At 57.2% G+C, this 24,978-nt stretch carries 18 protein-coding genes; 13 read left to right on the forward strand and 5 right to left on the reverse strand.

Features of this window, described 5'->3' with window-relative positions:
- Window positions 1-54 precede the first annotated feature (54 nt).
- A complete protein-coding gene (locus DX909_RS03710; protein ID WP_128543696.1) occupies window positions 55-756 on the reverse strand; it encodes an NUDIX hydrolase in 702 nt (233 codons plus the stop codon).
- 155 nt (window positions 757-911) lie between these two features.
- Here DX909_RS03710 and DX909_RS03715 point away from each other — a divergent pair, with 155 nt between their 5' ends.
- The 3 genes from DX909_RS03715 (at window position 912) to DX909_RS03725 (ending at window position 4,502) form a co-directional block, all read left to right on the forward strand.
- The gene (locus DX909_RS03715) at window positions 912-2,195 is read left to right on the forward strand and encodes a hemolysin family protein (RefSeq protein WP_128543697.1); all 1,284 of its coding nucleotides are present in this window, start codon (window positions 912-914) and stop codon (window positions 2,193-2,195) included.
- Between the two features lie 23 nt (window positions 2,196-2,218).
- On the forward strand, window positions 2,219-2,845 hold the full coding sequence (pyrE, locus tag DX909_RS03720; RefSeq protein WP_128543698.1) for an orotate phosphoribosyltransferase: 627 nt from the start codon (window positions 2,219-2,221) through the stop codon (window positions 2,843-2,845).
- Between the two features lie 91 nt (window positions 2,846-2,936).
- Window positions 2,937-4,502, forward strand: a complete 1,566-nt coding sequence (locus tag DX909_RS03725; protein ID WP_128543699.1) for a DUF4394 domain-containing protein — start codon at window positions 2,937-2,939, stop codon at window positions 4,500-4,502.
- Window positions 4,503-4,560: 58 nt separating this feature from the next.
- On the opposite strand, the gene dprA is transcribed toward DX909_RS03725, so the two are convergent.
- The gene (gene dprA, locus DX909_RS03730) at window positions 4,561-5,667 is read right to left on the reverse strand and encodes a DNA-processing protein DprA (protein WP_229310936.1); all 1,107 of its coding nucleotides are present in this window, start codon (window positions 5,665-5,667) and stop codon (window positions 4,561-4,563) included.
- Window positions 5,668-5,780: 113 nt separating this feature from the next.
- Here dprA and DX909_RS03735 point away from each other — a divergent pair, with 113 nt between their 5' ends.
- Both DX909_RS03735 and DX909_RS03740 read left to right on the forward strand, forming a co-directional pair.
- Window positions 5,781-7,268, forward strand: a complete 1,488-nt coding sequence (locus DX909_RS03735; protein ID WP_128543700.1) for a PhoX family protein — start codon at window positions 5,781-5,783, stop codon at window positions 7,266-7,268.
- A 2-nt stretch (window positions 7,269-7,270) separates the two neighbouring features.
- Window positions 7,271-9,070, forward strand: coding sequence for a cytochrome-c peroxidase (locus tag DX909_RS03740; RefSeq protein WP_128543701.1), 1,800 nt, complete (start codon window positions 7,271-7,273; stop codon window positions 9,068-9,070).
- A 225-nt stretch (window positions 9,071-9,295) separates the two neighbouring features.
- Here the strand turns inward: DX909_RS03740 and DX909_RS03745 are convergent, their stop codons facing one another.
- Window positions 9,296-9,631: a MerR family transcriptional regulator gene (locus tag DX909_RS03745; protein WP_128543702.1), complete on the reverse strand. Its 336-nt coding sequence runs from the start codon at window positions 9,629-9,631 to the stop codon at window positions 9,296-9,298.
- 78 nt (window positions 9,632-9,709) lie between these two features.
- On the opposite strand from DX909_RS03745, the gene alaS reads away from it, so the two are divergent.
- Both alaS and DX909_RS03755 read left to right on the forward strand, forming a co-directional pair.
- The gene (gene alaS / locus DX909_RS03750) at window positions 9,710-12,364 is read left to right on the forward strand and encodes an alanine--tRNA ligase (RefSeq protein ID WP_128543703.1); all 2,655 of its coding nucleotides are present in this window, start codon (window positions 9,710-9,712) and stop codon (window positions 12,362-12,364) included.
- A gap of 207 nt (window positions 12,365-12,571) precedes the next feature.
- A complete protein-coding gene (locus DX909_RS03755) occupies window positions 12,572-13,441 on the forward strand; it encodes a DUF4595 domain-containing protein (protein WP_128543704.1) in 870 nt (289 codons plus the stop codon).
- Window positions 13,442-13,504: 63 nt separating this feature from the next.
- Here DX909_RS03755 and DX909_RS03760 read toward each other — a convergent pair whose 3' ends face one another.
- On the reverse strand, window positions 13,505-13,765 hold the full coding sequence (locus DX909_RS03760; protein WP_128543705.1) for a hypothetical protein: 261 nt from the start codon (window positions 13,763-13,765) through the stop codon (window positions 13,505-13,507).
- 154 nt (window positions 13,766-13,919) lie between these two features.
- On the opposite strand from DX909_RS03760, the gene DX909_RS03765 reads away from it, so the two are divergent.
- A complete protein-coding gene (locus DX909_RS03765; protein WP_128543706.1) occupies window positions 13,920-15,608 on the forward strand; it encodes a tetratricopeptide repeat protein in 1,689 nt (562 codons plus the stop codon).
- A gap of 28 nt (window positions 15,609-15,636) precedes the next feature.
- Here DX909_RS03765 and DX909_RS03770 read toward each other — a convergent pair whose 3' ends face one another.
- A complete protein-coding gene (locus DX909_RS03770) occupies window positions 15,637-17,091 on the reverse strand; it encodes a sulfatase family protein (RefSeq protein WP_128544269.1) in 1,455 nt (484 codons plus the stop codon).
- A 255-nt stretch (window positions 17,092-17,346) separates the two neighbouring features.
- Between DX909_RS03770 and DX909_RS03775 the strand changes: the two genes are divergently transcribed.
- From DX909_RS03775 to DX909_RS03795, 5 genes are all read left to right on the forward strand, one after another.
- The gene (locus tag DX909_RS03775) at window positions 17,347-17,814 is read left to right on the forward strand and encodes a nuclear transport factor 2 family protein (RefSeq protein ID WP_128543707.1); all 468 of its coding nucleotides are present in this window, start codon (window positions 17,347-17,349) and stop codon (window positions 17,812-17,814) included.
- A 555-nt stretch (window positions 17,815-18,369) separates the two neighbouring features.
- Window positions 18,370-21,576, forward strand: coding sequence for a SusC/RagA family TonB-linked outer membrane protein (locus tag DX909_RS03780; protein WP_310589823.1), 3,207 nt, complete (start codon window positions 18,370-18,372; stop codon window positions 21,574-21,576).
- A gap of 13 nt (window positions 21,577-21,589) precedes the next feature.
- A complete protein-coding gene (locus tag DX909_RS03785; protein ID WP_128543710.1) occupies window positions 21,590-23,236 on the forward strand; it encodes a RagB/SusD family nutrient uptake outer membrane protein in 1,647 nt (548 codons plus the stop codon).
- Between the two features lie 417 nt (window positions 23,237-23,653).
- Window positions 23,654-24,493 carry a hypothetical protein gene (locus tag DX909_RS03790; RefSeq protein ID WP_128543712.1) on the forward strand — a complete coding sequence of 280 codons (840 nt, stop codon included), beginning with the start codon at window positions 23,654-23,656 and terminating at the stop codon, window positions 24,491-24,493.
- A gap of 21 nt (window positions 24,494-24,514) precedes the next feature.
- Window positions 24,515-24,904, forward strand: coding sequence for an iron chaperone (locus tag DX909_RS03795; protein WP_128543714.1), 390 nt, complete (start codon window positions 24,515-24,517; stop codon window positions 24,902-24,904).
- The last annotated feature ends 74 nt before the right edge of the window (window positions 24,905-24,978 follow it).

Consider the following 24,978-nt stretch of genomic DNA (forward strand, 5'->3'; position numbering starts at 1 on the left):
GCCGCGCCGGATTTCATCGCATGCGCGGCACCGCCTTTCGGCCTTTCCCGGCCTTTACTCTTTCGGTTCCTTCTGGTCCACCGAATCGATCACGAACCGGATGGAACTGAACGAGTTGGTCAGGGCGCGGAGAACTTTTTTCTGGTCCATCCACTCGATTTTTTCAATGTCTTCCGAAGTCTGGGGAGCCATCCGCGAATCGTCGAGGCAGGTCATGTGATACCACTTGGTCCGTTTCAGGATGCGGCTTCCGTTGAGCGGGTAGGTATGCCAGGTCGTGCAGATGCGGTCTTCGATAGCGACCTTCACCCCGGTTTCCTCGATCACCTCGCGCACCGCGGCCACCCGCGAGGATTCACCCTCGTCGAGCTTACCTTTGGGGAGGTCCCACTTGCCCCGCCGGAACATCAGGAGCATCTTGTCCCCTTTGAAAACCACCCCGCCGGCGGCTTTCACCACCTTGAACAGGCTTTTGAACTTTTCCTCTGCCGCTTTTTTATCGAGAGTCACCACCGTGACGGAATTCAGTTCCGGAGCATGATTGGTGTTGAGCAGGTGGACGAGTTTCTCGACCGTTACGGGAGTGGCATTCAGAATCAGGACGTGGCCACGAAGGGAAGAAACTTTCAGAACCCCCAGGCGAGCGTCGATAATCTGGTCAAAGTCAACTCGTTGAGCCGATAGGTGTTCCTGCAGCTTTGCAGCCGCCTTAGGGCCGACCAGCCGGATGGGGCGATCGTCGATGAAAATTACCATGTGGTCAGATTAATCAGTAAAATGGGCCCGCCATGCCGTTGAAAATCGCGAAAAACTTCAAAATCACCCCTATTCACCTTCAAATTTAGACAAACCTTCGCGTTTTGAAGAGTACCTAAAACTACTATTTTTGCGACACGACAACTTTTTCCTTAGTGGAACTTGCGATAATTCTTTTCCTGATTATCCTCAACGGCGTTTTTTCAATGTCGGAAATTGCGCTGGTCTCTTCCCGAAAAGCCCGGCTTGAAACCGACGCCCGAAACGGCGACCGCCGGGCCGAAGAAGCCCTCAAACTCGCTGAATCTCCGAATCGTTTTCTCTCTACCGTTCAGATCGGCATCACCCTGATCGGCATCCTGAACGGTATTTTCAGTGGCGACCGGCTCACCGACCAGGTGGCCGGGATGATTGCCCGAATCGAAGGGCTCCAGCCCTACGCCAACTCGATCGGCGTCGCCGTCGTTCTGCTGCTGCTGACGTACCTTTCCCTGGTGCTGGGCGAGCTTGTCCCGAAACGGATCGGTCTTTCCAACCCGGAAGGCATCGCCAAGGTGATGGCCGGCCCAATGAACGTCCTTTCCCGGATCACCTCTCCCTTCATCAGCCTTCTGAGCTTTTCCAGCGACCTGCTGATCAAGATTCTCAATATCAAACCGAATGCCAGCGCCGTCACGGAGGAAGAGATTAAAAGCCTGATTCAGGAAGGGACCACCGGTGGGGTGATCGAGGAGATCGAACAGGAAATCGTTCAGAACGTTTTTCAGCTCGGCGACCGCAGGATTACCTCCCTGATGACCAACCGGCAGGAGATGGTTTACCTTGACCTGGAAGCCGCCCCGGAGGAAAACCGGGAACAGATCGTCCGGCACCGGCACTCCCACTACCCGCTCTGCCGCGGCAGCGTCGACGATATAGTCGGGCTGATCCACAGCAAGGATTTCCTGGGAACCGACCTCGACGACCAGCTGAAACGACTGGAGGACCTGAAACGCGACATTCTGTATATCCCCGAAAACAACATGGCCTACCAGGTGCTGGAGCGGTTTCGGGAGAAACGCCAGTATGTCGGCATCATCGTGGATGAATACGGCGGTGTGCTGGGCATGGTGACGCTCAACGACATCGTCGATGCGCTCGTGGGCGATATCTCCGAAACCAACGAGTTCGAATTTGAAATTGTGGAACGCGAGGACGGCAGTTACCTGATCGACGCCCAGATCCCGTTCGACGACTTTCTGGATTATTTCGACATCGTGATTCAGAACCGCAAGGAACTGACCGGCTTCGATACGCTGGGCGGTTTTGCCCTCCATATTATTAAAGACATTCCCAAAACTGGCGAAACGTTCACCTGGCAGGAGTACCAGTTCGAAATCGTGGACATGGATAAAAGCCGGATCGACAAGATTCTGGTAACGCGCCGGAATGAGGAATAACCGACCTATCAAATAAGGTATACATGATTGCATCACAAGTTGCCCGGATGCTGCTGGAAGTACAAGCGGTCCGGTTGCGCCCCGACGAACCGTTCACCTGGAGTTCCGGCTGGAAATCACCGATTTACTGCGACAACCGCATCACCCTTTCCTATCCCTCAGTCCGGACGTTTATCCGGAAGAATCTGGCCGAAACCATCCGGCAGACATTTCCCGGGGTGGAGGCCGTCGCCGGGGTGGCGACGGCCGGAATCGCCCAGGGCGTGCTGGTGGCCGAGGAGCTAGCCCTCCCCTTTCTCTACGTTCGGCCGGAACCCAAAAAGCACGGCATGGGCAACCAGATCGAAGGACGCCTGGAAGCGGGCCGGAAGGTGGTGGTCATCGAGGACCTGATCTCGACCGGAGGCAGCTCGCTCAAAGTGGTCGACGTGTTGCGGCAGAACGGAGCCGAGGTGCTGGGCATGGCCGCCATCTTCACCTACGGCTTCCCGTTAGCCGACCAAAACTTCTCGGAAAAAGAAGTAAAACTGGTCTGCCTGAGCAATTATGAAACTCTCGTGGAAGAGGCCCGGCAGCTCGACTACATTCCGGACGAAGCCCTTGCCTCCCTGGCCGCCTGGCGCCGGAATCCCGCAGAATGGAATACCTGAAAAAATGACTTCCGCTTAACATCCAAAAACGCGCCTGCCTCGTAGAACTATCGTATTCCTATCATTTTCACCATTACCAACTCTTTGAAAAATGAATACGATTCGACTCAACGGGCTGCGCGGCCGCGCAGCGGTTGGCCTGCTGGCCCTTGCGGCCCTGTTTAATGCCTGTACGTCCCCCAACGAGGCCGTCCGCCCCGACACCCCGGCCGGCCGGAACAGCCGGATTCCGGCGGAGGAACTGATGTTTTTTGTTCTGACCGACGGTAATTCCCTGAACAAAAAGAGTCTGGCCAACCCGGCCACCGATGTGGACGTGAACATGGTGACGGGGCTTCAGGACGGGGAAAAGCTGCTGGGCATCGACTTCCGCCCGGCCACCGGACAACTGTACGGGCTGGGCAGTACCAGCCGCATTTATGTCATCAACCCGGAAGACGGCAAAGCCCGGGCCATTGGAACCGGCCCGTTCTCTCCCTCGCTGAACAGTGAGGCCGTCGGGTTCGACTTCAATCCGGCCGCCGATCTGATCCGGGTCGTGACGGCCGCCGGCCAGAACCTCCGCATCAATCCCAATACCGGGATGGTGGTCGGAAACACGGCCGATCCGGACATCAACGGCGGCTCTTCTCCGGCGGTTTCGGCCGTCGCCTATACCAACAGCCGTGCCGGGGTGACCACCACCACGCTGTACGACGTAGACCCGGCCTCCGACCGGCTGTTCATCCAGAACCCGCCCAATAACGGCACGCTGGTGCAGGTCGGCCCGCTGGGAAAAGACATTGCCGCCACGGCCGGTTTCGACATCTCACCCGATAACGCCCACGCTCTCCTGGCCTTCACGGCGGACGGTAAAGCCGAACTGGGTCACCTGGACCTGAACACGGGTAAACTCCATTCCATCGGAAGCCTGGGAACCGGCGCCGTCATCGGTCTGGCCATCCCTACCGAACCCGTCGCTTTTGCCGTCAGTGGTAACACCCTGCTGGTCTTTAACCCCATGAACATCTCCCCGGTTGCCAAAACCATCACCGGCCTTCAGGACGGGGAAACGATTCGGGGCATCGACCTCCGGCCCGCCACAGGTCAGCTGTACGGGCTGGGAACCAGCAGCCGGATTTATACGATCAATACCGCCACCGGCGCAGCCACGGCCGTCGGCGGTCCGTTTACGCCTGCTTTGAGCGGCAGCGACTTCGGCTTCGATTTCAACCCCATGGCCGACCTCATTCGGATCATCAGCAATACGGGTCAGAATCTGGCCGTCAGCCCGGTGACGGGGGCCGTTACGGCCGCGCAGACCCCGATCAACTTCGGTCGGCCGGGCGACGGGCCGGTGGTTCGGGCAGCCGCCTATTCCAACAACTTTGCCGGAACGACTTCGACGGTGCTGTATGATCTGGACGACCTGTCGGACAAGCTGTATCGCCAGATTCCGCCGGCCTCCGGCACGCTGGTCGGCGGCAGTCCGCTGGGCATTAACTTCGAAGCCACCAACGGATTCGACATCGGCGGAATGAGCAACAAGGCTTACGCCCTGCTCACCTCGGCCGGATCGACGAAATTGTATGAAGTGGACCTGAACAACGGGATGCTCACCCCGGTGGGCAACTTCCCGACCACCGTCCGCGGCTTTGCTCTGGGCCTCGGTTTCTGATCATAGACCCTGAAAGAATACCGGCCTGCCTGAATTTTTCGGGCAGGCCGGTGCTTTTTCAGGACAGCTGAAATTTCTTGCCGGGCAGCGACCGGACCACCCCCTGAAATTCAAGGTTCAGCAGCAGGGAGGCCAGCCGGCTGACCGGCATTCCGCTTCGCCAGCTGAGCTCATCGATGTGCCAGTGGGGCTGTTTCCGCAGCAGGGCCAGAATCTGACTTTCCTCCTCCGTAAATTCATGGGTTAATGCCGGTTTTTCCAGGAGGTGCACCGGTTTTTCAGGCTGGTCCCACCGCAGGGATTCGATCAGGTCTTCCGGCCGGGTGTAAATGTCGGCCCGTTTTTCCCGAATCAGTTTGTGGCAGCCCTGCGAGAAAGGATGAGTCAGGAATCCCGGAACGGCCAGAACCTCCCGGTGGTAATTGTTGGCGTATTCGGCCGTGATCAGGGCACCTCCTTTCGCGGCCGCTTCCACCACCACGACCGCATCGCTCATCCCGGCAATGATGCGGTTTCGGGCCGGAAACAGGCGGGCATCCGGTTTGACCCCCGGCCGGCTTTCCGTGAGAAGACCGCCGGTGGGCAGCATCTCCTGAGCGGTTTTTCGGTGAACGTGGGGATAGATGATGTCCACCCCGCTCGCCAGCACCCCGATGGTGGGCAGCCCGGCCGACAGGCAGGCCCGGTGAGCGGCAATATCGATCCCATAGGCCAGTCCGCTGATCACCAGCGGCCGGTAGGGCAGAACCGCGTGAATGAGGTCTTCGGTCATTTTTCTTCCGTAATCCGTGGCCTGCCGCGTGCCGACGATGCCGATGGTCCGGGTCGGGTTCAGGTCGGCGGCGCCAGTCGAAAACAGCAGGGCCGGGGCATCATACAGCCCCCGAAGTCGTTCGGGATAACCGGGTTCGGTGTAAAACAACAGCCGGACGCCGAGCTTCTCACATTTCTGGTAAATCCGGTCGGTTTCCGACAGCACCCCGGGGTTCAGCACGGCCTTTCCAATAACCTCGCCTACGCCGGGAATTTTGAGCAGGCGATGCCTCGGGGAACGGAAAACCTCGGAAGCCGACCCGCAATAACTGATAAGCTGCCGGATCAGGACGTCTCCGACTCCGGTTACGGTGGTGAGGGCCAGCTGGTAAAATGGTTCGGGATGATCCACGGTGATTGGAAGAGGTTTTCTTCAGGACGAAGAAGATGGGCCCGAGTAACGCTGCGCCTTAAAAAATCGCAAAGTTTTTTATAAATTTCAGCTGAATCCGACTGTTCTGAACCATGACCCTCGCCCGCCGTTTATTGAAAATCAGCCATTTCGCACTGGCTGCCCCCCTGCTGTTGGGCTGCTCCGGAGAGCCGGCCGGAAATCCGACCAAATCCACCCCGCCGGACCCTCAGGTCAAGCTCCAGGCCTTTTCCAAAACGCCTGCTCTGGTGAAAGCCCTGCCGGGTTTTGAGAATCTGGAAATTTTCCCGCTTCTGAGCAGCGACGACCAGCTCGACCAATCGACCGGTTTCCTGTTCGGTGCCCAGCCGGATGGGAACGCCCTCCTTCGAAATCCCGGCGGAGACGGGTTTGTCCTGCTGACCAACCATGAAATTCTGCGGTCGGTGTCCCGGGTTTACCTCGATAAGACGTTCAGGCCGGTAAAGGGTGAATACGTGCTGGATGCGGACGGCGGCCTCTGGCGGATGTGTTCGGCCACCCTGGCCACCCCGGAAGTCCATGGTTTCGGCCCGGTTTACCTCACCGCCGGAGAAGGGGACGCGGACGGGATGATCCACGCTCTCGACCCTTTCGCGCCGGCCGACAAAAAGAACCGGAACCGGGTCCTCCCGGCGTTGGGCAAAGCCTCCTTCGAAAATGCCGTTCCGCTGCCGAAAGGCAGTTTTCCCGGCAAAACCGTGGTGGTTCTGAGCGAGGATGAAGGCAGTGGACAGCTTATGGTTTATGTCTCAGAGTCGGTCGGCGACCTCCAGAACGGTAAGCTGTATTTCCTGCGCCGGACCAACCGGAATCCGGTCGAAACCGACATGAAGGCCGGGCAATCCTACGAGGTAGAGTTCGTGGAATTTACCGATACCCGGACTGCGACGGGCAACCAGCTGGCAGCCCAGACGAAGGAAAAGTTTGCCCTCGAATTCGCCCGGGTCGAAGATGTCGACTTCCGGAAGGGCAGCGATGCCGCCGGGCGCGAGATTTTCTTCTGCGTTTCGGGCACCCATGCCTCGGACCGGGTCGAATGGGGCCGCGTGTACCGTCTGGCCCTCGATTCCGACAACCCCCTCAAAGGAAAATTAACCATCCTGGCCGACGGTTCGGTCGACCCGGGCCGGAATCTCGTCAACCCCGATAACCTCTGCGTCACTGAAAATTACGTGTACATTCAGGAGGACGGGGACGCTCCCCCGGCCCCGCCGGCCCATGACGGGCGAATCTGGCAGTATGCCCTGTCCACCAACCAGTTAAAGCCGATCCTGGAAATGAATCACCGGCGGGATGACCCCGATTTTCAGCGGAAGTACAACGCGACCGGCCATCCGGGCAGGAGCACCTGGGAATACGGGGCCATGACCGATATTTCGACGGTCATCGGGGTGCCCAATACGTTCCTGATCAATATCCATCCCCACACCTGGCGGGACATGAAGTTCAGCAACGCCGACGGCAGCTCATTGACCAAAACCGGGAGCATCAACGACCCCAATAACGGCAATTACTCCGAGGGCGGACAGGTGGTGGTCGTTCGGGGCATCCCTAAATAACCATGCCGCCCGCCCGCTTCCTGACCGTGTTCGGAGCCGCCACCCTGCTGTGCCTTGGCGTGCTGGTCGTGTTTTCGAAGGAGGAAAAACCGGCCGTTCCGCCGGCCGTTCGGGTGCATCGGCAATTTGGACAGGACGTGAACAATCTGGAAGCGCTGGTCCGCAACCGGTTGCTCCCTGCCGCCGAAAGGAGTTCAAATCCCGACACGATCCGCACCGCTTTTCTGGAATGCCGGCTCGCCTATAAGAAGCTGGAAGTCTTTACCGAGTATTACTTTAAAACCGCCACCCGGCTGGTCAACGGGCCTCCGCTGCCTGAGGTGGAAGCCGATGAGGCCCAATCGTTTGAACCGGGCGGCTTTCAGGTCATTGAGGAATTGCTGTATCCGTTCGAGCCGGAAAACCGGGAGAAACTGGTCCGGGAAATCCGGAAACTAACGCGGGAACTGTCCCGCCTTTCCTCCCTTTGGGAAGCCACCGAACTAACCGACCGACACGTTTTCGACGCCATGCGGCTCCAGGTTTTTCGCCTGATGACCCTCGGAATAACCGGTTTCGATACGCCGATCTGCAAAAATGCGCTCCCCGAAACCGCCGTGTCGCTCGGAAGCCTTCAGGTTTACCTGCGGTATTATCCGGACACCCCCCAATCCGACCGGCTCGAACAGACCCTCCGGTATGCAGTGAAGGACCTGCACCGCCATCCGAACATCGACCGTTTCGACCGGGTCCAGTTTATCCGTCACCGGCTCAACCCCCTGACCGCCGGTCTGCTGGCTCATCAGAAACACCTTGACATTCAGCCGTTCTCCGAACTTCGGCCCTTGCGGGCGGATGCGGCTACCCTGTTCGATGCCGGCGCCTTCGACCCGGACTTTTATGCACCGAACGCCCGGATGCGATCCAGTCCGGAGAAGGTGTCGCTTGGAAAACGGTTGTTTTCGGACCCGGTATTATCGGAAGGCAAGGTTCGGTCCTGCGCCGGCTGCCACCAACCGGACCGGGCCTTTACCGACGGCCTGCCCCGAAATTCTACCCTGACCGGCCGGGGTGCGGTGCTGCGGAATACGCCTACCCTCCTGAATACCGCTTTGCAGGCGGCCCTTTTTTACGACCTGCGATCGGATAATCTGGAGAATCAGTCGCTTCAGGTTGTCGGAAACCGGGACGAGATGCACGGGTCGTTCGAAGAGGCCGCCCGGAAGCTGGCCGCCGACTCCCGATATCGGAGCGAATTCCGCAGAGCGTTCCCGGAGATCCTTGGGAACCGGATCGAACCGGTTCACCTCCGGAATGCGCTGGCGGCCTACGAACGCTCGCTGGTTCGGCTCGACAGCCCGTTCGACCGCTTTATGCGCGGCCAGGATCAGGCGCTGACGGCGACCGAGGTCCGGGGGTTGAATCTGTTCATGGGCAAGGCCCGCTGTGCGACCTGCCATTTCGTACCCCTGCTCAACGGAACCGTCCCGCCGGAATTCCGGCAAACAGAGTCGGAAGTGATCGGGGTGCCGGTGCGTCCCGGCCGGCCGGTGCTGGACCCGGACCCCGGACGGTATGCCGTCATCCCGTTGAATTTGCTCCGGCACAGTTTCAAAACCCCGACCCTCCGCGGCCTTGCCCGAACCGGCCCGTATATGCACAACGGCGCTTTCCGGACGCTGGACGAGGTCGTCGACTTTTATGACCGGGGTGGCGGAAAGGGTCTGGGCATCGACCTTCCCAACCAGACCCTCCCGGCCGATCCCCTGCGGCTTTCGAAGGCGGAAAAAGCCGCCCTGCTCGCCTTCCTGAACGTACTTTAGTAATTCTGGCAGAGGATTGGATTTTCGGCCGATGCGACCCGCCGGACAACAGGCCGGTATAGGTCAGGGAAGAATACGGGGAATTATAGGGCCACCAGGCGTGCCGTCAGGCGGTGGGCCATGGCGAAATCGCTTTTTCTGAGGGCGAGCCGAAATATCGGAAAAATATCCAGCACCGCCCCGGCGGAGTTGATCCAGGTCAAAAATGCCGGAAAGGAGGGCAGATCAGCCTTCTTTGTCCAGACTGTCCCGAAAATCGGCAAAAAAGTTGCGGATTTCCTTCAGCCGTCCGATGACCTGTTTCATTTCGTTCTGGCGGGAGGTCCGTTCCTTCAGCTGCTGCCGTGCCCCGTCGATCGTAAAGCCTTTCCCCTCCCTTAATTTCAGGATATCCTGTAACTGCGCAATGTCTTCTTTGGTGTAGATCCGGTCGCCCGCGCGGTTCTTCTTGGGTTTCAGGGTCGGAAACTCTTTCTCATAAAACCGGAGCTTCGAGATGTTCACGCCGAGCATATCGGCCACTTCCCGAATGCCGTAGTATCGTTTGGTCAGCTCTTCCATGGGTATAATAATTTTCGGGCGACCGCTAAGAACGGTGAAATTACCGTAAATTTGCGCAAAATTTTTTGTTACCAGTCGATGACTTCTTCCGAAATTCGCCAGCATTTTTTGGACTTCTTCCGCAGCAAAGGCCACCTGATCGTGCCCTCGGCCCCGCTTGTTGCCAAGAACGATCCCACGCTCATGTTCAACAATTCGGGCATGGCGCAGTTCAAGGATTTTTTCCTCGGCAACGGGACGCCCCCGGCGAAGCGCGTCGCGGATACCCAGAAATGCCTCCGGGTTTCGGGGAAGCACAATGACCTCGAAGATGTAGGATTCGACACCTACCACCACACCATGTTCGAGATGCTCGGCAACTGGTCGTTCGGGGATTATTTCAAGAAGGAGGCCATCGCCTGGGCGTGGGAACTGCTGACCGAAGTGTATCGCCTGCCGAAAGACCGGCTGTACGTTTCGGTCTTCCAGGGAGACGAGAAAGACAACGTACCCTTCGATCAGGAAGCCTGGGACCTCTGGAAACCCATCGTGGGCGAAGATCGGATCATCCGGGGAAACAAGAAGGACAACTTCTGGGAAATGGGCGAAACCGGCCCCTGCGGCCCCTGTTCGGAAATCCATGTCGACCTGCGCCCGCAGTCGGAAGTGGACCGCCGACCGGGTAAGGAACTGGTCAATGCCGACCACCCGCAGGTGGTGGAAATCTGGAATCTCGTATTCATGCAGTTCAACCGGAAGGCCGACGGATCGCTGGAACCGCTGCCGTCCCGGCATGTCGATACCGGCATGGGCTTCGAACGGCTCTGCATGGCCATCCAGGGGAAACTTTCTAACTACGACACCGACGTCTTTACCGAAACCATCCGGGTCATCGAACAGCTGTCCGGAAAAACCTATACGGCCACCCAGCGGGAGTACCCCGATGTCGCCATGCGGGTCATCGCCGACCATATCCGGGCGGTCTCCTTCGCCATCGCCGACGGGCTGGTGCCGTCCAACGCCAAAGCCGGGTACGTCATTCGCCGGATTCTGCGCCGGGCGGTTCGTTACGGGTATTCTTACCTCGGATTTACCGAACCCTTCATGACCCGGCTTGTCCCGACGCTGGCCGACCAGTTCAAAGACGTGTTTCCGGAACTGAAAGCCCAGCAGGACTTTGTGGCGACCGTCATCCGGGAAGAAGAAGCGGCCTTCCTCCGGACCCTCGAAAACGGCCTGAAACTGCTCGATAAGATCACGGCGGAACTGTCACAGAAAACCGCGTCGGTCATCGACGGGGAAACGGTTTTCGAACTGAACGACACCTTCGGCTTCCCGGTCGACCTGACCGCCCTGATCGCCCGGGAAAAGGGTTTCACCATCGACGAGGCCGGTTATCAGAAAGCGCTTCAGCAGCAGAAGGAACGGTCGCGGAAAGATGCGGCTTCGGCCACCGGCGACTGGATCGAGGTGACCGACATCGACCGGGTCGAGTTTCTGGGTTACGACCAGCTGGAAGCCGAGGGCCGGATTTCCAAATACCGCAAGGTGCAGAACAAACAGGGTACGCAGTACCAGATCGTGCTGGACCGGACGCCTTTCTACGCCGAATCCGGCGGTCAGATCGGCGATACGGGCGTGCTGCTGGTGCACCTGGGCGACGAGGAAGTGCTCGTCCGGATTGCCGATACGCGCAAGGAAAACGACCTGATCATCCATATCTCCAATGACCGCGAGCTGGAGAATGTGTTCGATAACCATACGTCCGTGACGGCCCGCGTCGATGCCGACCGCCGGGAGGCCATCGAAGACAATCACTCCGCCACGCATCTTCTCCACGCGGCCCTGCGGCAGGTGCTGGGGACGCACGTAGCCCAGAAAGGCTCTTACGTAGGCCCGGATGCCCTTCGGTTCGACTTCTCGCACTTTTCCAAAGTGACCGACGCCGAACTGGCCGAGGTGGAGCGGATCGTCAACGACAAAATCCGGGAGAACATCCCGCTGGATGAGCGACGCAACGTGCCCATCGACCAGGCCAAAGGCATGGGCGCGATGGCCCTGTTCGGAGAGAAATACGGCGATTTTGTCCGGGTGATCGTGTTCGATCCGGCCTTCTCGGTCGAACTCTGCGGAGGAACGCACGTATCGGCCACCGGCCAGATCGGTCTGTTCAAACTGATCTCCGAAGGGTCGGTGTCGACAGGGGTGCGCCGGGTGGAAGCCGTTACCGCCGAAAAAGCCCTTGAACTCCTGAATGAACAGCAATCTACCCTCGACCAGTTGAAAGAACTCCTGAAGGCGCCTAAAGACGTAGTCAAAGCCGTCCAGAGCCTGCTCGACGAACGCACGCAGCTTCAGAAAAAGATCGAGGCACTGGAGAACGAGAAAGTGCAGCAGATCAGGGAGCAGTTACTCGGCAAAATCGAGCAGACCAACGGGCACGCGGTCCTGGTCGAAAGGGTCAATGTGCCGTCCGCCGACTCGCTGAAACAACTGGCCTACGATCTGAAAGCGAAGGTAGACCACCTGGCCCTGGTGCTGGGTGCCGACATCAACGGCAAACCGCAGCTGGCGGTCATGCTGGCCGAGGATCTGATCCAATCCCGAAATCTGCACGCCGGCAACCTCGTCCGCGAACTGGCGAAGGAGATCCGGGGCGGGGGCGGTGGACAACCGTTCTTCGCGACGGCCGGCGGTTCGGATGCCTCCGGGCTTGACCGGGCGCTGGCCAAAGGCCGCGAACTGCTCCGGTAAGCCGGCCTGCCGAATGACAGGAACCCCGAGGTGCTTTGGTAATCGAAGCACCTCGGGGTTTTCTTTTGCCCTTCTTCCCGCTGCTTCCGATTCTCCGTCAGTTATGGAGTCAACCCGGCCAGATACCGACTCCCGGTAGACGCCGGGAGGGCTCGTTGCCTACCTTTATGACACCCAAACGGGAATCCACACCTAACAACAAAAACGATGAATCGCTTTCTGAAAACCATTTCCCTTTCATGCTGTGCCCTTCTGGTTGGTCTTAGCGCCTGCCGGAACCACGAACTCACTTCCGTGTCCCCGCTCGGTCCGGGTGCTCCTTCCGGGACCCTTCAGCCCGCCGGTGACGACCTGATCGTTGGGGTCTCCAAAAAGCATACGCTGGTCAAACACGGCAACACGTCCCTAATCTACAACCCGGACGGTACGCTCCAGAAAGTGACGACGGGAAACCGGGTCACCACCTACTCCTACGGCCCGGGGAAAATTTCGTTTCTGACCACCGAAAACGGCAAGAAAACCGACGACGGGAATTTTTATCTCGACGCAAACGGGCGCTGCCTCCAGTCCGACGCCAATACCTACTACGTGCAGGACGGGATCAATTTTATCCAAATCAACCCGCTTAAATACGAATACGACGGTTCGGGCCGGCTGAGCAAACGATACAGCACCATTTACCAGCAGCAACGCATCGAGTTTTTTTACGACGCCAACGGCGACCTGGCCGAAACGAAAGAATACGGGTTCTCCAACACCCTGATCCAGCGAAACACCTATTTCTATGCCACCGAAAGAGGGGCGGCCCTGATTTCGGACCGGCACTCGTTGAACCCGGTCGGAATCCGTGACATGGACCCCTACCTGAGGGTGTTCGGTAAACGAAGCAAACACCTCGTTCACCGACTGAAAATCGAGCAGCCCGTGTACGACGGCGTCAACACCGACCACCGCTACAAGTATACCCTCGACGGCGACGGCTTCGTGATTCAACGAAATAAGACGGTGACTGCCAACGGCCTCCTGCTGGAATCCGTCCCTTATGAGTACCTGATCACCGATATTCCCATCAACTGACCGGCCGACACGAAAAAAGCCGGGGTTTCCTTCCCGGCTTTTTATTGATACCGAAGCTTTGGTTCAGGCATCTTCCCGATCCGGCTGGTGTTCCGAACCGAAGACGGTTCCCAGGTAAGAATGCTGCCAGTTTTCGACTTCGGCAGGAGTTTTCAGTTCTTCGATTTCCGTCACCCGGTGTTTCAGGTGCGGATACTGGGCGTCCAGTTGGGCAATGATTTCCGTGACGATGGGTTCGCCCTCCGCTTTCATCGGCAGCACGGAGTGAATCTGTTTTCCGAGTTCGTCCGTAGCTTCTACCCGGACAATGAATGTTCTTTCCATACCAGACTACGTTTTCCTACTTAAACCGCATCCGTCCGGAAAAGTTGGTGGTGTCCCGGCCGGGGTCGCTTTCCTTCCGGACCGTTTAGAAAAACTTTATTGATAATCAGGACGTAAACTCTTAATTTGGAAAAGCCACCAAGCCCTGGCGATCATGAAACGGCTCTACGTCCACTCGATGCTTCCCCTTCTGCTGATTGCCTTACTGATCGGCGCCCCGTTCCGGAAGGAAAATCAGACTACCAACCGGCCGGCAGACGCGACCGGCCTCCCCTATGCGCCGATCTGCGGCCTGTCTCACGTCGGCGGGATTCCTGCCTCTCTGCTGGAGCAGCCCGTCGCCCTCCGGCCGAATCTGGGCCAGTATCCGACGCCGACCTCCACCAAAAACCAGAAAGCGCAGGCCTATTTCGAACAGGGAATGGCTTATCTCCACGCCTACTCGCTGGTCGAGGCCGCCCGCTCGTTCCATGAGGCCCTGCGGCAGGATTCGACCCTCGCCATGGCGCAGGCCGGATTGAGCCGGGTTTATGTTCAGATGGAAGATTTTCCGGCCGCCCGAAAGGCCGCCGAAAAAGCGAAACGGCTGGAGAAATACGCCGACGAACGGGAAAAGGCTCACATCGAACTACGGTTTGCTCAGCTGAAAGCCCTCGACTCGCTGAATAACCAGAAACTCCTGAATGAATACCGGCGGGTGATTTTCCAGGCTGTCCGGCGGTTTCCCGAGGACGCGGAACTGTGGCTCATGGCCGGCCATGCCTACGAACGGTTTGCCAGCGGCCGCGGACAGGGATCGTCGCCGGGCAGCATCGCCATCTATGAAAAGATTCTCCAGAAGGCTCCCGACCACCCGGCCGCCCACCATTTTCTGGTTCATGCCTACGAGGGCATGACCGATTATGCCAAAGCCCGGGAACACGGAGCCGCCTATGCGAAACTTTCCCCCAATCAGGCCCATGCCCTCCATATGTACGCCCACGATCTGATGAAAACCGGGGATGTCGACGAGGCCATCGCCCAGATGAAACGGACCGATGCCATCGAACGCGGGCTGTACCAGAGCGAGAAATACCCGTCGATGTACGACTGGCATCACATCCACAACATTTCGCTGCTGGCGCTGTGTTATCAGTATCAGGGGCGTATCCGGGAAGCCGAAGCCCTCCATAAGGAGAAATTTGAAACGCAGCGACCCGTGAATCCCGAACGGACCTTCTACAACAAGATGGGCTACCCGGCCCTGCTGATTTCCCAGAACCGGGAAACCGAAGCCGTTTCCATTGCCCGGGACTTAACCAAAGGCAGCACCCCCGGCGAACGGGTAATCGGCCATTATCTGCTCGGCATGGTAAATCTGAAGAAAAACCGCCTGGAAGCTGCCCGTGAAGACCTGAAAGCCTCCGAAGCCGAACTGGCCGTTGCCCGGAAAGGAGAGCAGACCGACTGGCTGGCCGCGTGGCTGGACCCTCACCCCCGTTTTCTGGCGGCTCTGCTTGCTTTGTCGGACCCCGGCCGGCGGGCCGAGGGGATGAAAAATATCCGGAAGTTCCAGGCCGGCGCCCGGGAGCAGTTCGGCCCGGACCCCTGGGCTGAGGCCCTGTTTCAGCTGGAAATGATCGCCCAGGTAGCCTGGCAGCTGAAACTGTATGACTTCGCCGAAGAATCGGCCAAACTGCTGGCCGAACACGACCCGGCCTATCCGGGAACGCACCTCGCCCTGGCCCGGATCGCCGAATGGAAAGGCGACAAAGCCGCGGCCGACCGCGAACGGAAGCTGGCGCGGCAGGGCTGGTCGAAAGCCGACCCGGTATTTCTGGCCCAAAGCCTGCCCGGCCAATAGAGAAAAAGCCCCGAACGGGGCTTTTTTCTTACTGTCCTCCTTCCCGACCGACCGGCCGGGCATTTTTTCCGATGCGGTTCTGGAGTTCGTCGCCGAGGTCTTCGCGGGCGGCTTCGGCCAGTTTTTCAAGTTCGGCCACGATTTCGGGATGCTGCCCGCGCACGTCGTAACGTTCGCCCGGGTCGCGCTGAAGGTCGTAGAGGCCGCCCTGAATGGCATGCGTTTCGGTGCTGGGTCCGGGTTTGCCGCCCTGGCCGGGCAGGTACCCCTCATACGTACGGCCGGGATGCGGAAACACCAGCTTCCAGTCGCCTTTCCGCACGGCTTCCAGGCTATTTTTCCGGTAATAATACAGGAATTGCTCCCGGGGAGTGGCCGAGTCGTCGCCTTTGAGCAGGGTAACGATGTCGACGCCGTCAATGCGGTTTTTTGGCTGGCGGGCTCCGCAGAGCTTTGCCACGGTGGGCAGAATGTCGAGGGTGCTGAGCAGTTTGTTCGAAACGCGGCCCGCCGGTACGACGCCGGGCCATCGCATCAGACACGGCACACGCTGGCCGCCTTCGAAAGACGTTCCCTTTCCTTCCCGGAAACCGCCTGACGAGCCGGCATGGTCTCCGTAGTTCAGCCAGGGGCCGTTGTCGCTTGTAAAGATGACGAGGGTGTTTTTATCGAGGCCCTGTTTTTTGAGTTCCGCCAGAATTTCTCCGACCGACCAATCGATTTCCATCATGACGTCGCCGTAAAGGCCCCGGCGGCTCTTTCCCGCAAACCGGGCCGAAGCCGCCAGCGGAACGTGGGGCAGCGGGTGCGGCACATACAGGAAGAAGGGTTCCTTACGGTGGTTGCGGATAAAGCCGACCGCCCGTTCGGTGAGGGCCGATGTGATGGCGCTCGCATCTTCCAGCGTGTTGACGGCTTTAAAGGGCGTATTTCCTTCGATCAGATTCAGAATCGGATAATGGGCGTTGGCCTGGTTCGGATGCAGCGGCCACATATCGTGCGAATACGGTACGCCGAAATATTCGTCGAAGCCGTTTTGCAGGGGCAGAAACTGGTGGCGGTCGCCGAGGTGCCATTTCCCGAAGATCCCGGTCCTGTACCCTTTTTCCTTCAGGAGTTCGGCCAGGGTTTCCTCGTTCGGGTTGATTCCGATGGGCGAACCTGGTCCCAGAGCGCCGTAGAGGCCGAGCCGGTTCGGGTAACAGCCGGTCAGCAGGGCGGCCCGGGAAGCGGTACAGACGGCCTGTGCCGCCAGAAAGTTGGTAAACCGGGTTCCTTCCGACGCCAGCCGGTCGAGGTTCGGCGTCGAGTACCCCAGGGCGCCCGTCACGCCGAGGTCACCGTAGCCCATGTCGTCCATAAAAAAAAGAACCACGTTGGGGGTCTGCGCCTTCGGGCGTTCGACCCAGGCGCCGATCAGCAGGGTAATACTCAGGGAAAGCGTCAGGCCGATAGCGAGCCGGAAAAAGGGGTTTCGGATCATCATGCAGAGGAATTGAATGATAAAGTATATTTATTCGCTATAGTTAATCTATTTAAAGATCGGCCGTAAAGATAATCGGGCGGACCATTCGCGGAGGCTGCCTGGACCTCTATCTTGAAAATTTACCGGAGTTTGATGGAAAAATATAAATGAAAATCCCGTCCAACGAACATTTCAGAATTTCTTTTTGGGGCGGGGACGAAATCCGGCCGGGTCAGCGTTGTAGGAAGCGGGTTCGGAACGAATCCTGATTCTATGCGGAAACTTTTTCTGATCCTCCTGCTGGGCTGCTTCGGCCCATTTACCGGCCAGGCCCAGACCATCAGCCGGAAGCCGATTACCCGAACGGAATTCGTTCGTCTGATGCAGACTCTGGCGGCCGGTCTGAACGAGAACAACGCCTATAAGGCCGCGGACTGTTTTGCCCTGGACGCCCTGTATACGGAGCCGCCCAACCGGAAAAACTTCCGGGGTCGCCATAAGATCTTCGACTATTTCGGCGGGATAAAAGGGCGACCGACCCTCATGAAAATGACCTGGCACCACCTGGCCTTCGATGAGCAGACTCAGATCGGCTCCGGCGAGTTCACGCTGTCGAGCGGCAACACCATTCACGGCATGGTCAGCGTCCGGATTCGGGATGGACTGATCGGCAACTGGCGGGAATATTTCTACGAATCTCCGCTCGACTGGAACGCTTTTATATTACAGAATCCGTTCTGAACGGCGGAAATCCGCTTTATTTTCATGGGACGGGAGGATCACCCATTTCTAATGTCCTCCTCCCCCATCCTTCCGAATGAACTCAGTTTCATTGCCCTTGAAATGAGAAGGTTATAAAATCCTTCCCATCCGGCTTCCTTTTAGGTATAGCCGGTATCCCTCTTGTCTCCCCCGAATTGAACTAAGTAATAATACCAAAAAATCACCCGATTTGGGTTAGTTATTTCTTTCTGATACTTATCTTTCCGGTATCTACTTAGCAATCTGATAATCAGCGAATTCGGGAGGCAGGTATTTCCTGCAGTTTAAAAAAGAAAGAAATCCGGATCGACCCCTTCTTTAACTCCAATTAAAGCATACCTCAAATTAGGTTAATCGGCAGAATATTATTCTGATTTTAAAACTCTTCATCAAACATTATATTTCATACGTTTCATTTTTTGCCAATTTTTATTGTTTATTGCGTTTGGTTTAAAATTATAAAAATGCAAACCATTAGTAACATTCATCAAAAACTTCAAGTTTATGATCAAACGTGTACTTATGAGTATACTTATGGTATACTCATCCTGGGTAGTCGCTTTCGCTCAGGACAGGAAAGTTACGGGCCGTGTAACTTCCACAGAAGACGGGGTGGCGCTGCCGGGCGTATCGGTGGCGGTAAAAGGAACCACCCGCGGAACCAACACCGATTCGAACGGTGAATATTCGATCCAGGTCGGAAACGAGGCCACGCTGGTATTCAGCTTTGTAGGCATGACCCCCCTGGAAATTTCCGTCGGCAATCAGTCGGTGATAAATGCCCGGCTGGCCTCCGACACGCGCCAGCTTGCCGAAATCGTGGTGACCGGGGTCGGGGTAGCTACCGATAAACGGAAACTGGGTATTTCCGTCGAATCCATTTCGGCCGCCAAATTACCGGCGGCTCCCTCGGCCTCCGTGGATCAGGCCCTGGTCGGGAAAATCGCCGGTGCCCAGATCTCCAGCACGAGCGGTACGCCCGGCGCGGACATCAACATCCTGCTTCGCGGAATCAACACGATCAACCGGGGCACGCAGCCGATGATCCTGATCGACGGGGTGCAGATGGCCGCTACCAACCTCAACACCATCGACCTCAACACCATCGAGCGCGTCGAAGTGGTGCAGGGGGCCGCGGCCGCCACCATCTACGGTGCGCAGGGCGCCAATGGGGTCATCCAGCTTTTCACCAAAAAAGGGAAATCCGGCCAGTTGAACATCGACATTTCGTCCAGTGTGGCTCAGAATACCTACCTGAACATCGGGGACGTGCATAAGGCCCGCTTCCACGGCTTTGCCACCGACGCCAGTAACAATGTGGTCGGTTCGTCGGGCAAACCCATCGTTTTCGATGAAGCGACGAGCACCTACAGCGAAAATGTCATCTGGAACAGCACGGACCCGACGGTGAAAAACGATAAACCGTATAACGCCAACCTCAAGTATTACGACCACTACGATTATTTTTTCCAGCCGGCCTATACGACCAACAACAGCATCGCGGTATCGGGCGGCAAGGATAAACTCGACTTTCTGGTATCGGCTTCCAACAACCACCAGACGAGCAACATCATCAACAACGGAGCATTCAACCGTACGAACCTGACGACCAACATCGGGTTCGAGGTGTTCAAGGGCCTCACTTTCCGGACGACCACGCAGCTGGCCTATACCAAAAATACCATCCGCAGCCTCGACCGGCTTATCATGTACAGCGTCAATAATGCCCGCCCGTTCGCCGATTTCTCGTACCGCGACCCGGACGGCAACGCACCGATCTATTTTGGCGACGCTATTGGCGTGAACCACTTCAATCCGGATTACTACAGCCAGTACTGGAACACGAACGACGACAAGATCGACGTGATCCAGAGCCTCAACCTCAATTATAAATTCGCGAAATTCGTTGAACTCGACGCCAAATACGGCATCAACTACCAGCGGCAGGAGCTGATTTACACGTTTGCCAACCAGTCGAAAAACCGCAACGCCGTTTACACGAACAACTCGCTGAACAACATCGGCCCCAGCGGTGACCTGACGGGTGAAATCGACAACTACAGTTATAACAAAACCTTCCAGAACTTCCTGGCGACGGCCACCTTCCAGACCGACTGGCAGCAGGACTTCAATTCCAAAATCCCCATCCGGACCGCCACCCAGGTGTCGTTCGACTGGCGGAAACGCAACGACCGGCAGTACATCACCTACGCCACCGGCCTGCCGACCTACACGCCTTTCAACGCCAGCCAGGCCAGCGCTTTCAAGGTACCTTCCGAGGACCAACTGCTGAACTCGACCATCAACTCGATCAACATCATCGAGGGCGGTGGTGATTACGCCTTCCCGTTCGTGACCTATGGCTTCCTGGTGAACCAGCGGATTGAGTTCGGCGACATCGCCGGGATTTCGGGCGGTTTTCGTTCCGACTATTCCTCGGCTTTCGGCCAGGGTTCGAAACCGTTCACGTTCCCGCGCGGAGATGCCTACTTCCGGTTGTCGGCCTTTAAATTCTGGGAAAACTCGTCCATCAGCGGCATTTTTCCCGAGCTGAAACTGCGGGCCGCCTACGGCCAGGCCGGGATTCAGCCGAGACCGTTCGACCGTTACGTGACCCTCGGCACGAAGACCCTCGGAAACAGCAACGCCTTCTATTATCCCTCGAACCAGAAAAACCCGGACCTGAACGTGGAGGTTTCCGAAGAACTGGAAGTCGGGGCAGACATGGTGTTCACCCCGCTCCGCGGCACCGACTGGCTGAGCAGCCTCCAGTTGTCGGCCACCTACTGGGACCGGAAAACGAAAAACGCCATCTATAAGGTGGACGTTGCTCCCTCCTCCGGCTCGGGGACTCTGCTCGACAACGCCTTCTCGCTGGGTTCCAACGGCTTCCAGGCTTCTCTGAACGCCACGGTGTTCCGCAGCAAGGGCCTGACCTGGAACCTGACGACCAACTTTGGTAAACAGACTTCCAAAATTCTGAGTGTGAAGGATAACCAGGAGATCGTCATCATTTCCAATGCCGGGAGTACCAATTACGTCCTGAAAGCCGGTGAAAAGATCGGGCAGCTGTATGGGAACGTCGCCATCCATGATGTAAACGCCAAGGGCCCGGACGGACAGCCGTACATTTCCCCGGACCAGCAGGCGAACTACGAAGTGGCCGGCAACGGCTGGGTCGTCAACAAAACGACCAAAGCCCCCTACTTCACCCCGAGACTGTACAGCTTCGGCGACCCGAACCCGAAATTCCTGATGTCGTTCATCAACGATCTGTCATACAGAAACTTCCTGACGCTTTCTTTCCAGTTCGACTGGGTAAACGGAAGCCACCTGTACAACCAGACCAAAGAGTGGATGTATCGCGACGGTATTCACGGCGATTACGACAAAGCGTTCAGTATCAACGGCGAAACGGCGGCCTGGACGGCTTTCTACCGCGGGGTATATGCCGAACGGCAGCGGAACGGTACCAAGAATTACTTCTACGAAGATGCCTCGTTCGTGCGCCTGCGTAACATCGCCATCGGCTTCGACCTGGGCAAAGTGATCCGGATTCCGGCCACCAAACGGGTGCAGCTGGTGCTTTCCGGCCGGAACCTGCTGACCTGGACCAAGTATACCGGCTTCGACCCCGAAATCAGCTCCGGCACCAACGGTTCGGCCTTCGACCGGGGGACCGACCACAACACCATGCCGAACTACCGCTCGTACCAGGCGACCGTCAACATTGGCTTCTAACCGAATCATCAACATGAAACGAACCCTATTTTTTCTTACTACTGCCCTTTCGATCGGCGTATTTTCCGCCTGCAAGGAGCAGCTGGACGTAAAGAACCCCAACCAGCCGACCACCGCGAGCGCCAATTCGGAAAGCGGGGTCATTGCCCTGGCCCAGGGGGGCGTGTACGTCAACGGGTTTCAGCAGTACAAGTATCCCTATGACGGGGTTTCCGGGTATTTCTGGACCGGCGCCATCGGTTTCCATGAGATCATGGCCGACGTGATCGGCGTCGAAGCGGCCAACCAGTTTCTGAACCAGATCGGCTGCCCGGACTACGTGATCCTGGACGACGGCACGAAGGTGCTGAACCCGAACTCGCCGAAGGAGCAGGTGGCCATGATCCGGGAGATCAACCAGAACGCCAACGCGGGTCAAAATACGCTCTATTACGAATGGGCGTATATGTATGCGCTCAACAGCTCGATGAACAGCGTGCTGGAGCTGGCCGACAAGGCGGCTTTCACCGGCGATGCCGCCACGAAAAAGGCCACCCTTCAGGCCTGGGCTCACTGGTGGAAAGGATACGCCTACGCCCGCATCGGCTCGATCTATTACGCCGGGCTGATCAACAACGCCGGTACCGGAACCAACAATACCTACGTCACGAAGGAAAAGATCATCGAGGAGTCGAATGCCAGCTTCGACAAGGCGACCCAGGCGCTGTCGGCCATCAGCAATACCGCCGACTACACCACCGTCATGAACCAGCTGATCCCGACCTTCAACCAGGTCGGAAAAGGCCGGGTACCGACGCCGGATATGTGGAAGCGCGGCATCAGCACCATGAAAGCCCGCAACCTCCTGGCCAACACCCCGGTGAAAAACATGACGGCGGCCCAGTGGCAGCAGGTTCTGACGCTGACCAACGCCGGCCTGACGGCTTCCGATAATGTGTTTACCGGTCGCTCAAATGATAATGGGGATTTTCTGGCGGCCGCCAACGGTGCCGTCGCCCCGAAAGCGACGGGTGATGCGGGCGGTGGGATTACCTACAAGGTCAGCGAACGTCTGATTCAGGATTTCAAACCGGCCGACAAACGGCTGGTCAACAACTTCCGCAAACGGGCTACGCCCTGGATCGGGAACAGCGACCGCGGCAACGCCTTCAATACGCGCTACGACCTGCTCGACGGGGGTTCCGGTCAGGCCGGTGTGATCGTCATGAGCAGCAAGTCCGTCGGGCAGTATGAACTGTATCTGGCGTCCACCTACGAGGAAAATGAACTGATGAAAGCCGAGGCTAAACTCTACACCGGCGACGTCGAAGGCGGTTTGAAAATCATCGACGCCATCCGAACGATGCAGGGCGCCGGTCTGCCGGCCGTGGCCGGAACCGGCCTCGCGCTGGAAGCCGCCAAAGAAGAACTCCGCAGCGAGCGCCGGATCGTGCTGGCCTTCCGGGGCCTCTCGTTCTACGACGCCCGTCGCTGGGGGGTGATCGAGGACGTCGCTAAAGGGGGCGGCCGCAAGAACGCCGTGGTAGTCGACAAGACCGGGAAAGTGAACACGAAGGCGACGATAAATTATAACTTCCTGGATTACTGGGACGTTCCCGATAACGAGCTGGCTTACAACAAACCGGGTGACGGCAGTGCGCCGGTGAAGAACCCGAGATAAGCCCAATCTCATCTTAAAAAAGGAGCCTGTTTCACCGCAGGCTCCTTTTTTATTGGCGGAGTTCAGAAAAGAATATATTTGTACGTACAATATTTACTTTGAACTTCTTGATAGAAGCTTGGCTATGTTGGATGTGCTTCTTCAAAATTTGTTTGGGGAGGCCCTCTTTGATCACAACCGATTTTTCATCCAGCCGGTTTTGTCATCCCGAGGAACGAGGGATCCTGTGCTTCGGTACTCGTTCAGATAGGTCATTCAGCCACAAGATCCCTCCTGCGTCGGGATAACAAACCGGGCGGACTGGCAAAAACGTTTCCTCCAAACCTCCTGAAGGGAGCCTTTTCGTGCAGTCAAAAGCCCCCATTCCCCCGAAGGGGGGTGTTCCGGGTAAAACCAATATCTAACTCATAACCCGTAGTGGACAAGGAAGAAATCGCCTGGCATATCGCCAGAATCCGCCATGAATACCAGGCTTTGAGACTGAACAACCGGCAGGCAGAACTTCTTCTGGCCTTTCAACAAATTGAAATCGATGAAGAAGCCGATAGCGGCACTTTCTGGGAATCAATCAGTGCCGAAGTAAATTTTTTAACCACTATTCTGAAGAAAGACCAATTGAACCGGTTAAAGAAGTTTCATTTTGAATCTCAACTTAATCAGATTGAGCAACTTAAAAACGAAGATCAACAATTTTTAGCTCTATTAAAATTTGAGACAGATAACCTGGCCTACGTTACTGAAACCATCCTCCCCACGCTAAAAAACAACCCATTGCTGTACCGGAACCATTCCGAGCCGGTTCAGACCAAACTCGGCAGCGTCCGATTGGAGTATGAACAACAACTTAAAATCGTGGAAAAGGATCTTATCCGATTCCACTCCCGCCATTCACTCACGTACCAACCCAATAAACTGAAGGCAGACCTGACCCGGCATAAAGTTAACTTTATCCTTCCCAACAGCCGGTTTCTTTCCAGAAAGGACCAAGTCCTTCAGGAGGCAATAGAAGCTTTAAAAATTGACCTTTCCGGCTATATTGAGGAAGTGTATTCTTCCATAAAATTTGTGCTTTCCGAATGGGAAGCCGTCCAATCCGGTCTTCTGGCGACCTACTATTCCAAGGCCGAACCGCCCTCCTCCATCTATATCAGTCAGGCTACAGAATCCGAAATCCGGCATGAAAAAGAGGTGATGATGCTGTTGTTGTTACCCGAAGGTTATTTATCTTCCCCCTTCAATAACTCCCCCATTTCCTAAACCCCAAACCCCGATCCGGCCATGCAGAACCAGGAAACCGTCCCTACGACCATCGACGAATACATCCGTCAATTTCCCGAGGACATCCGGACCCGGCTGGAAGCCATCCGGACCACCGTCCGCGAAGCTGCCCCCGACGCGGAGGAGGTCATCAGCTACAAGATGCCCACCTTCCGGCAGGACGGCGTTCTGGTCCATTTTGCGGCTTACCAGAACCACATCGGACTCTACCCGGCTCCTTCCGGCATCGAGGCATTCAAAGAGGAACTGGCTCCTTACTTCGGCGGAAAAGGCTCGGCCCGCTTTCCTGCCGACCAGCCCCTGCCGCTCGATCTGATCCGGAAAATGGTAGAATACCGGCTTCGGGAAAATCAGCTGAAAGCGAGCCAAAAGGCCGGGAAAAAGAAGTAACGGAAGGAGGTTTGCCGTTCAGTAAATGGTCCATCGGTCATTCCCGTAAATCCGTAACTTAGGGTAGCCAAGCT

This window comes from Larkinella soli (genome assembly GCF_003703975.1).
Taxonomy (GTDB): domain Bacteria; phylum Bacteroidota; class Bacteroidia; order Cytophagales; family Spirosomataceae; genus Larkinella; species Larkinella soli.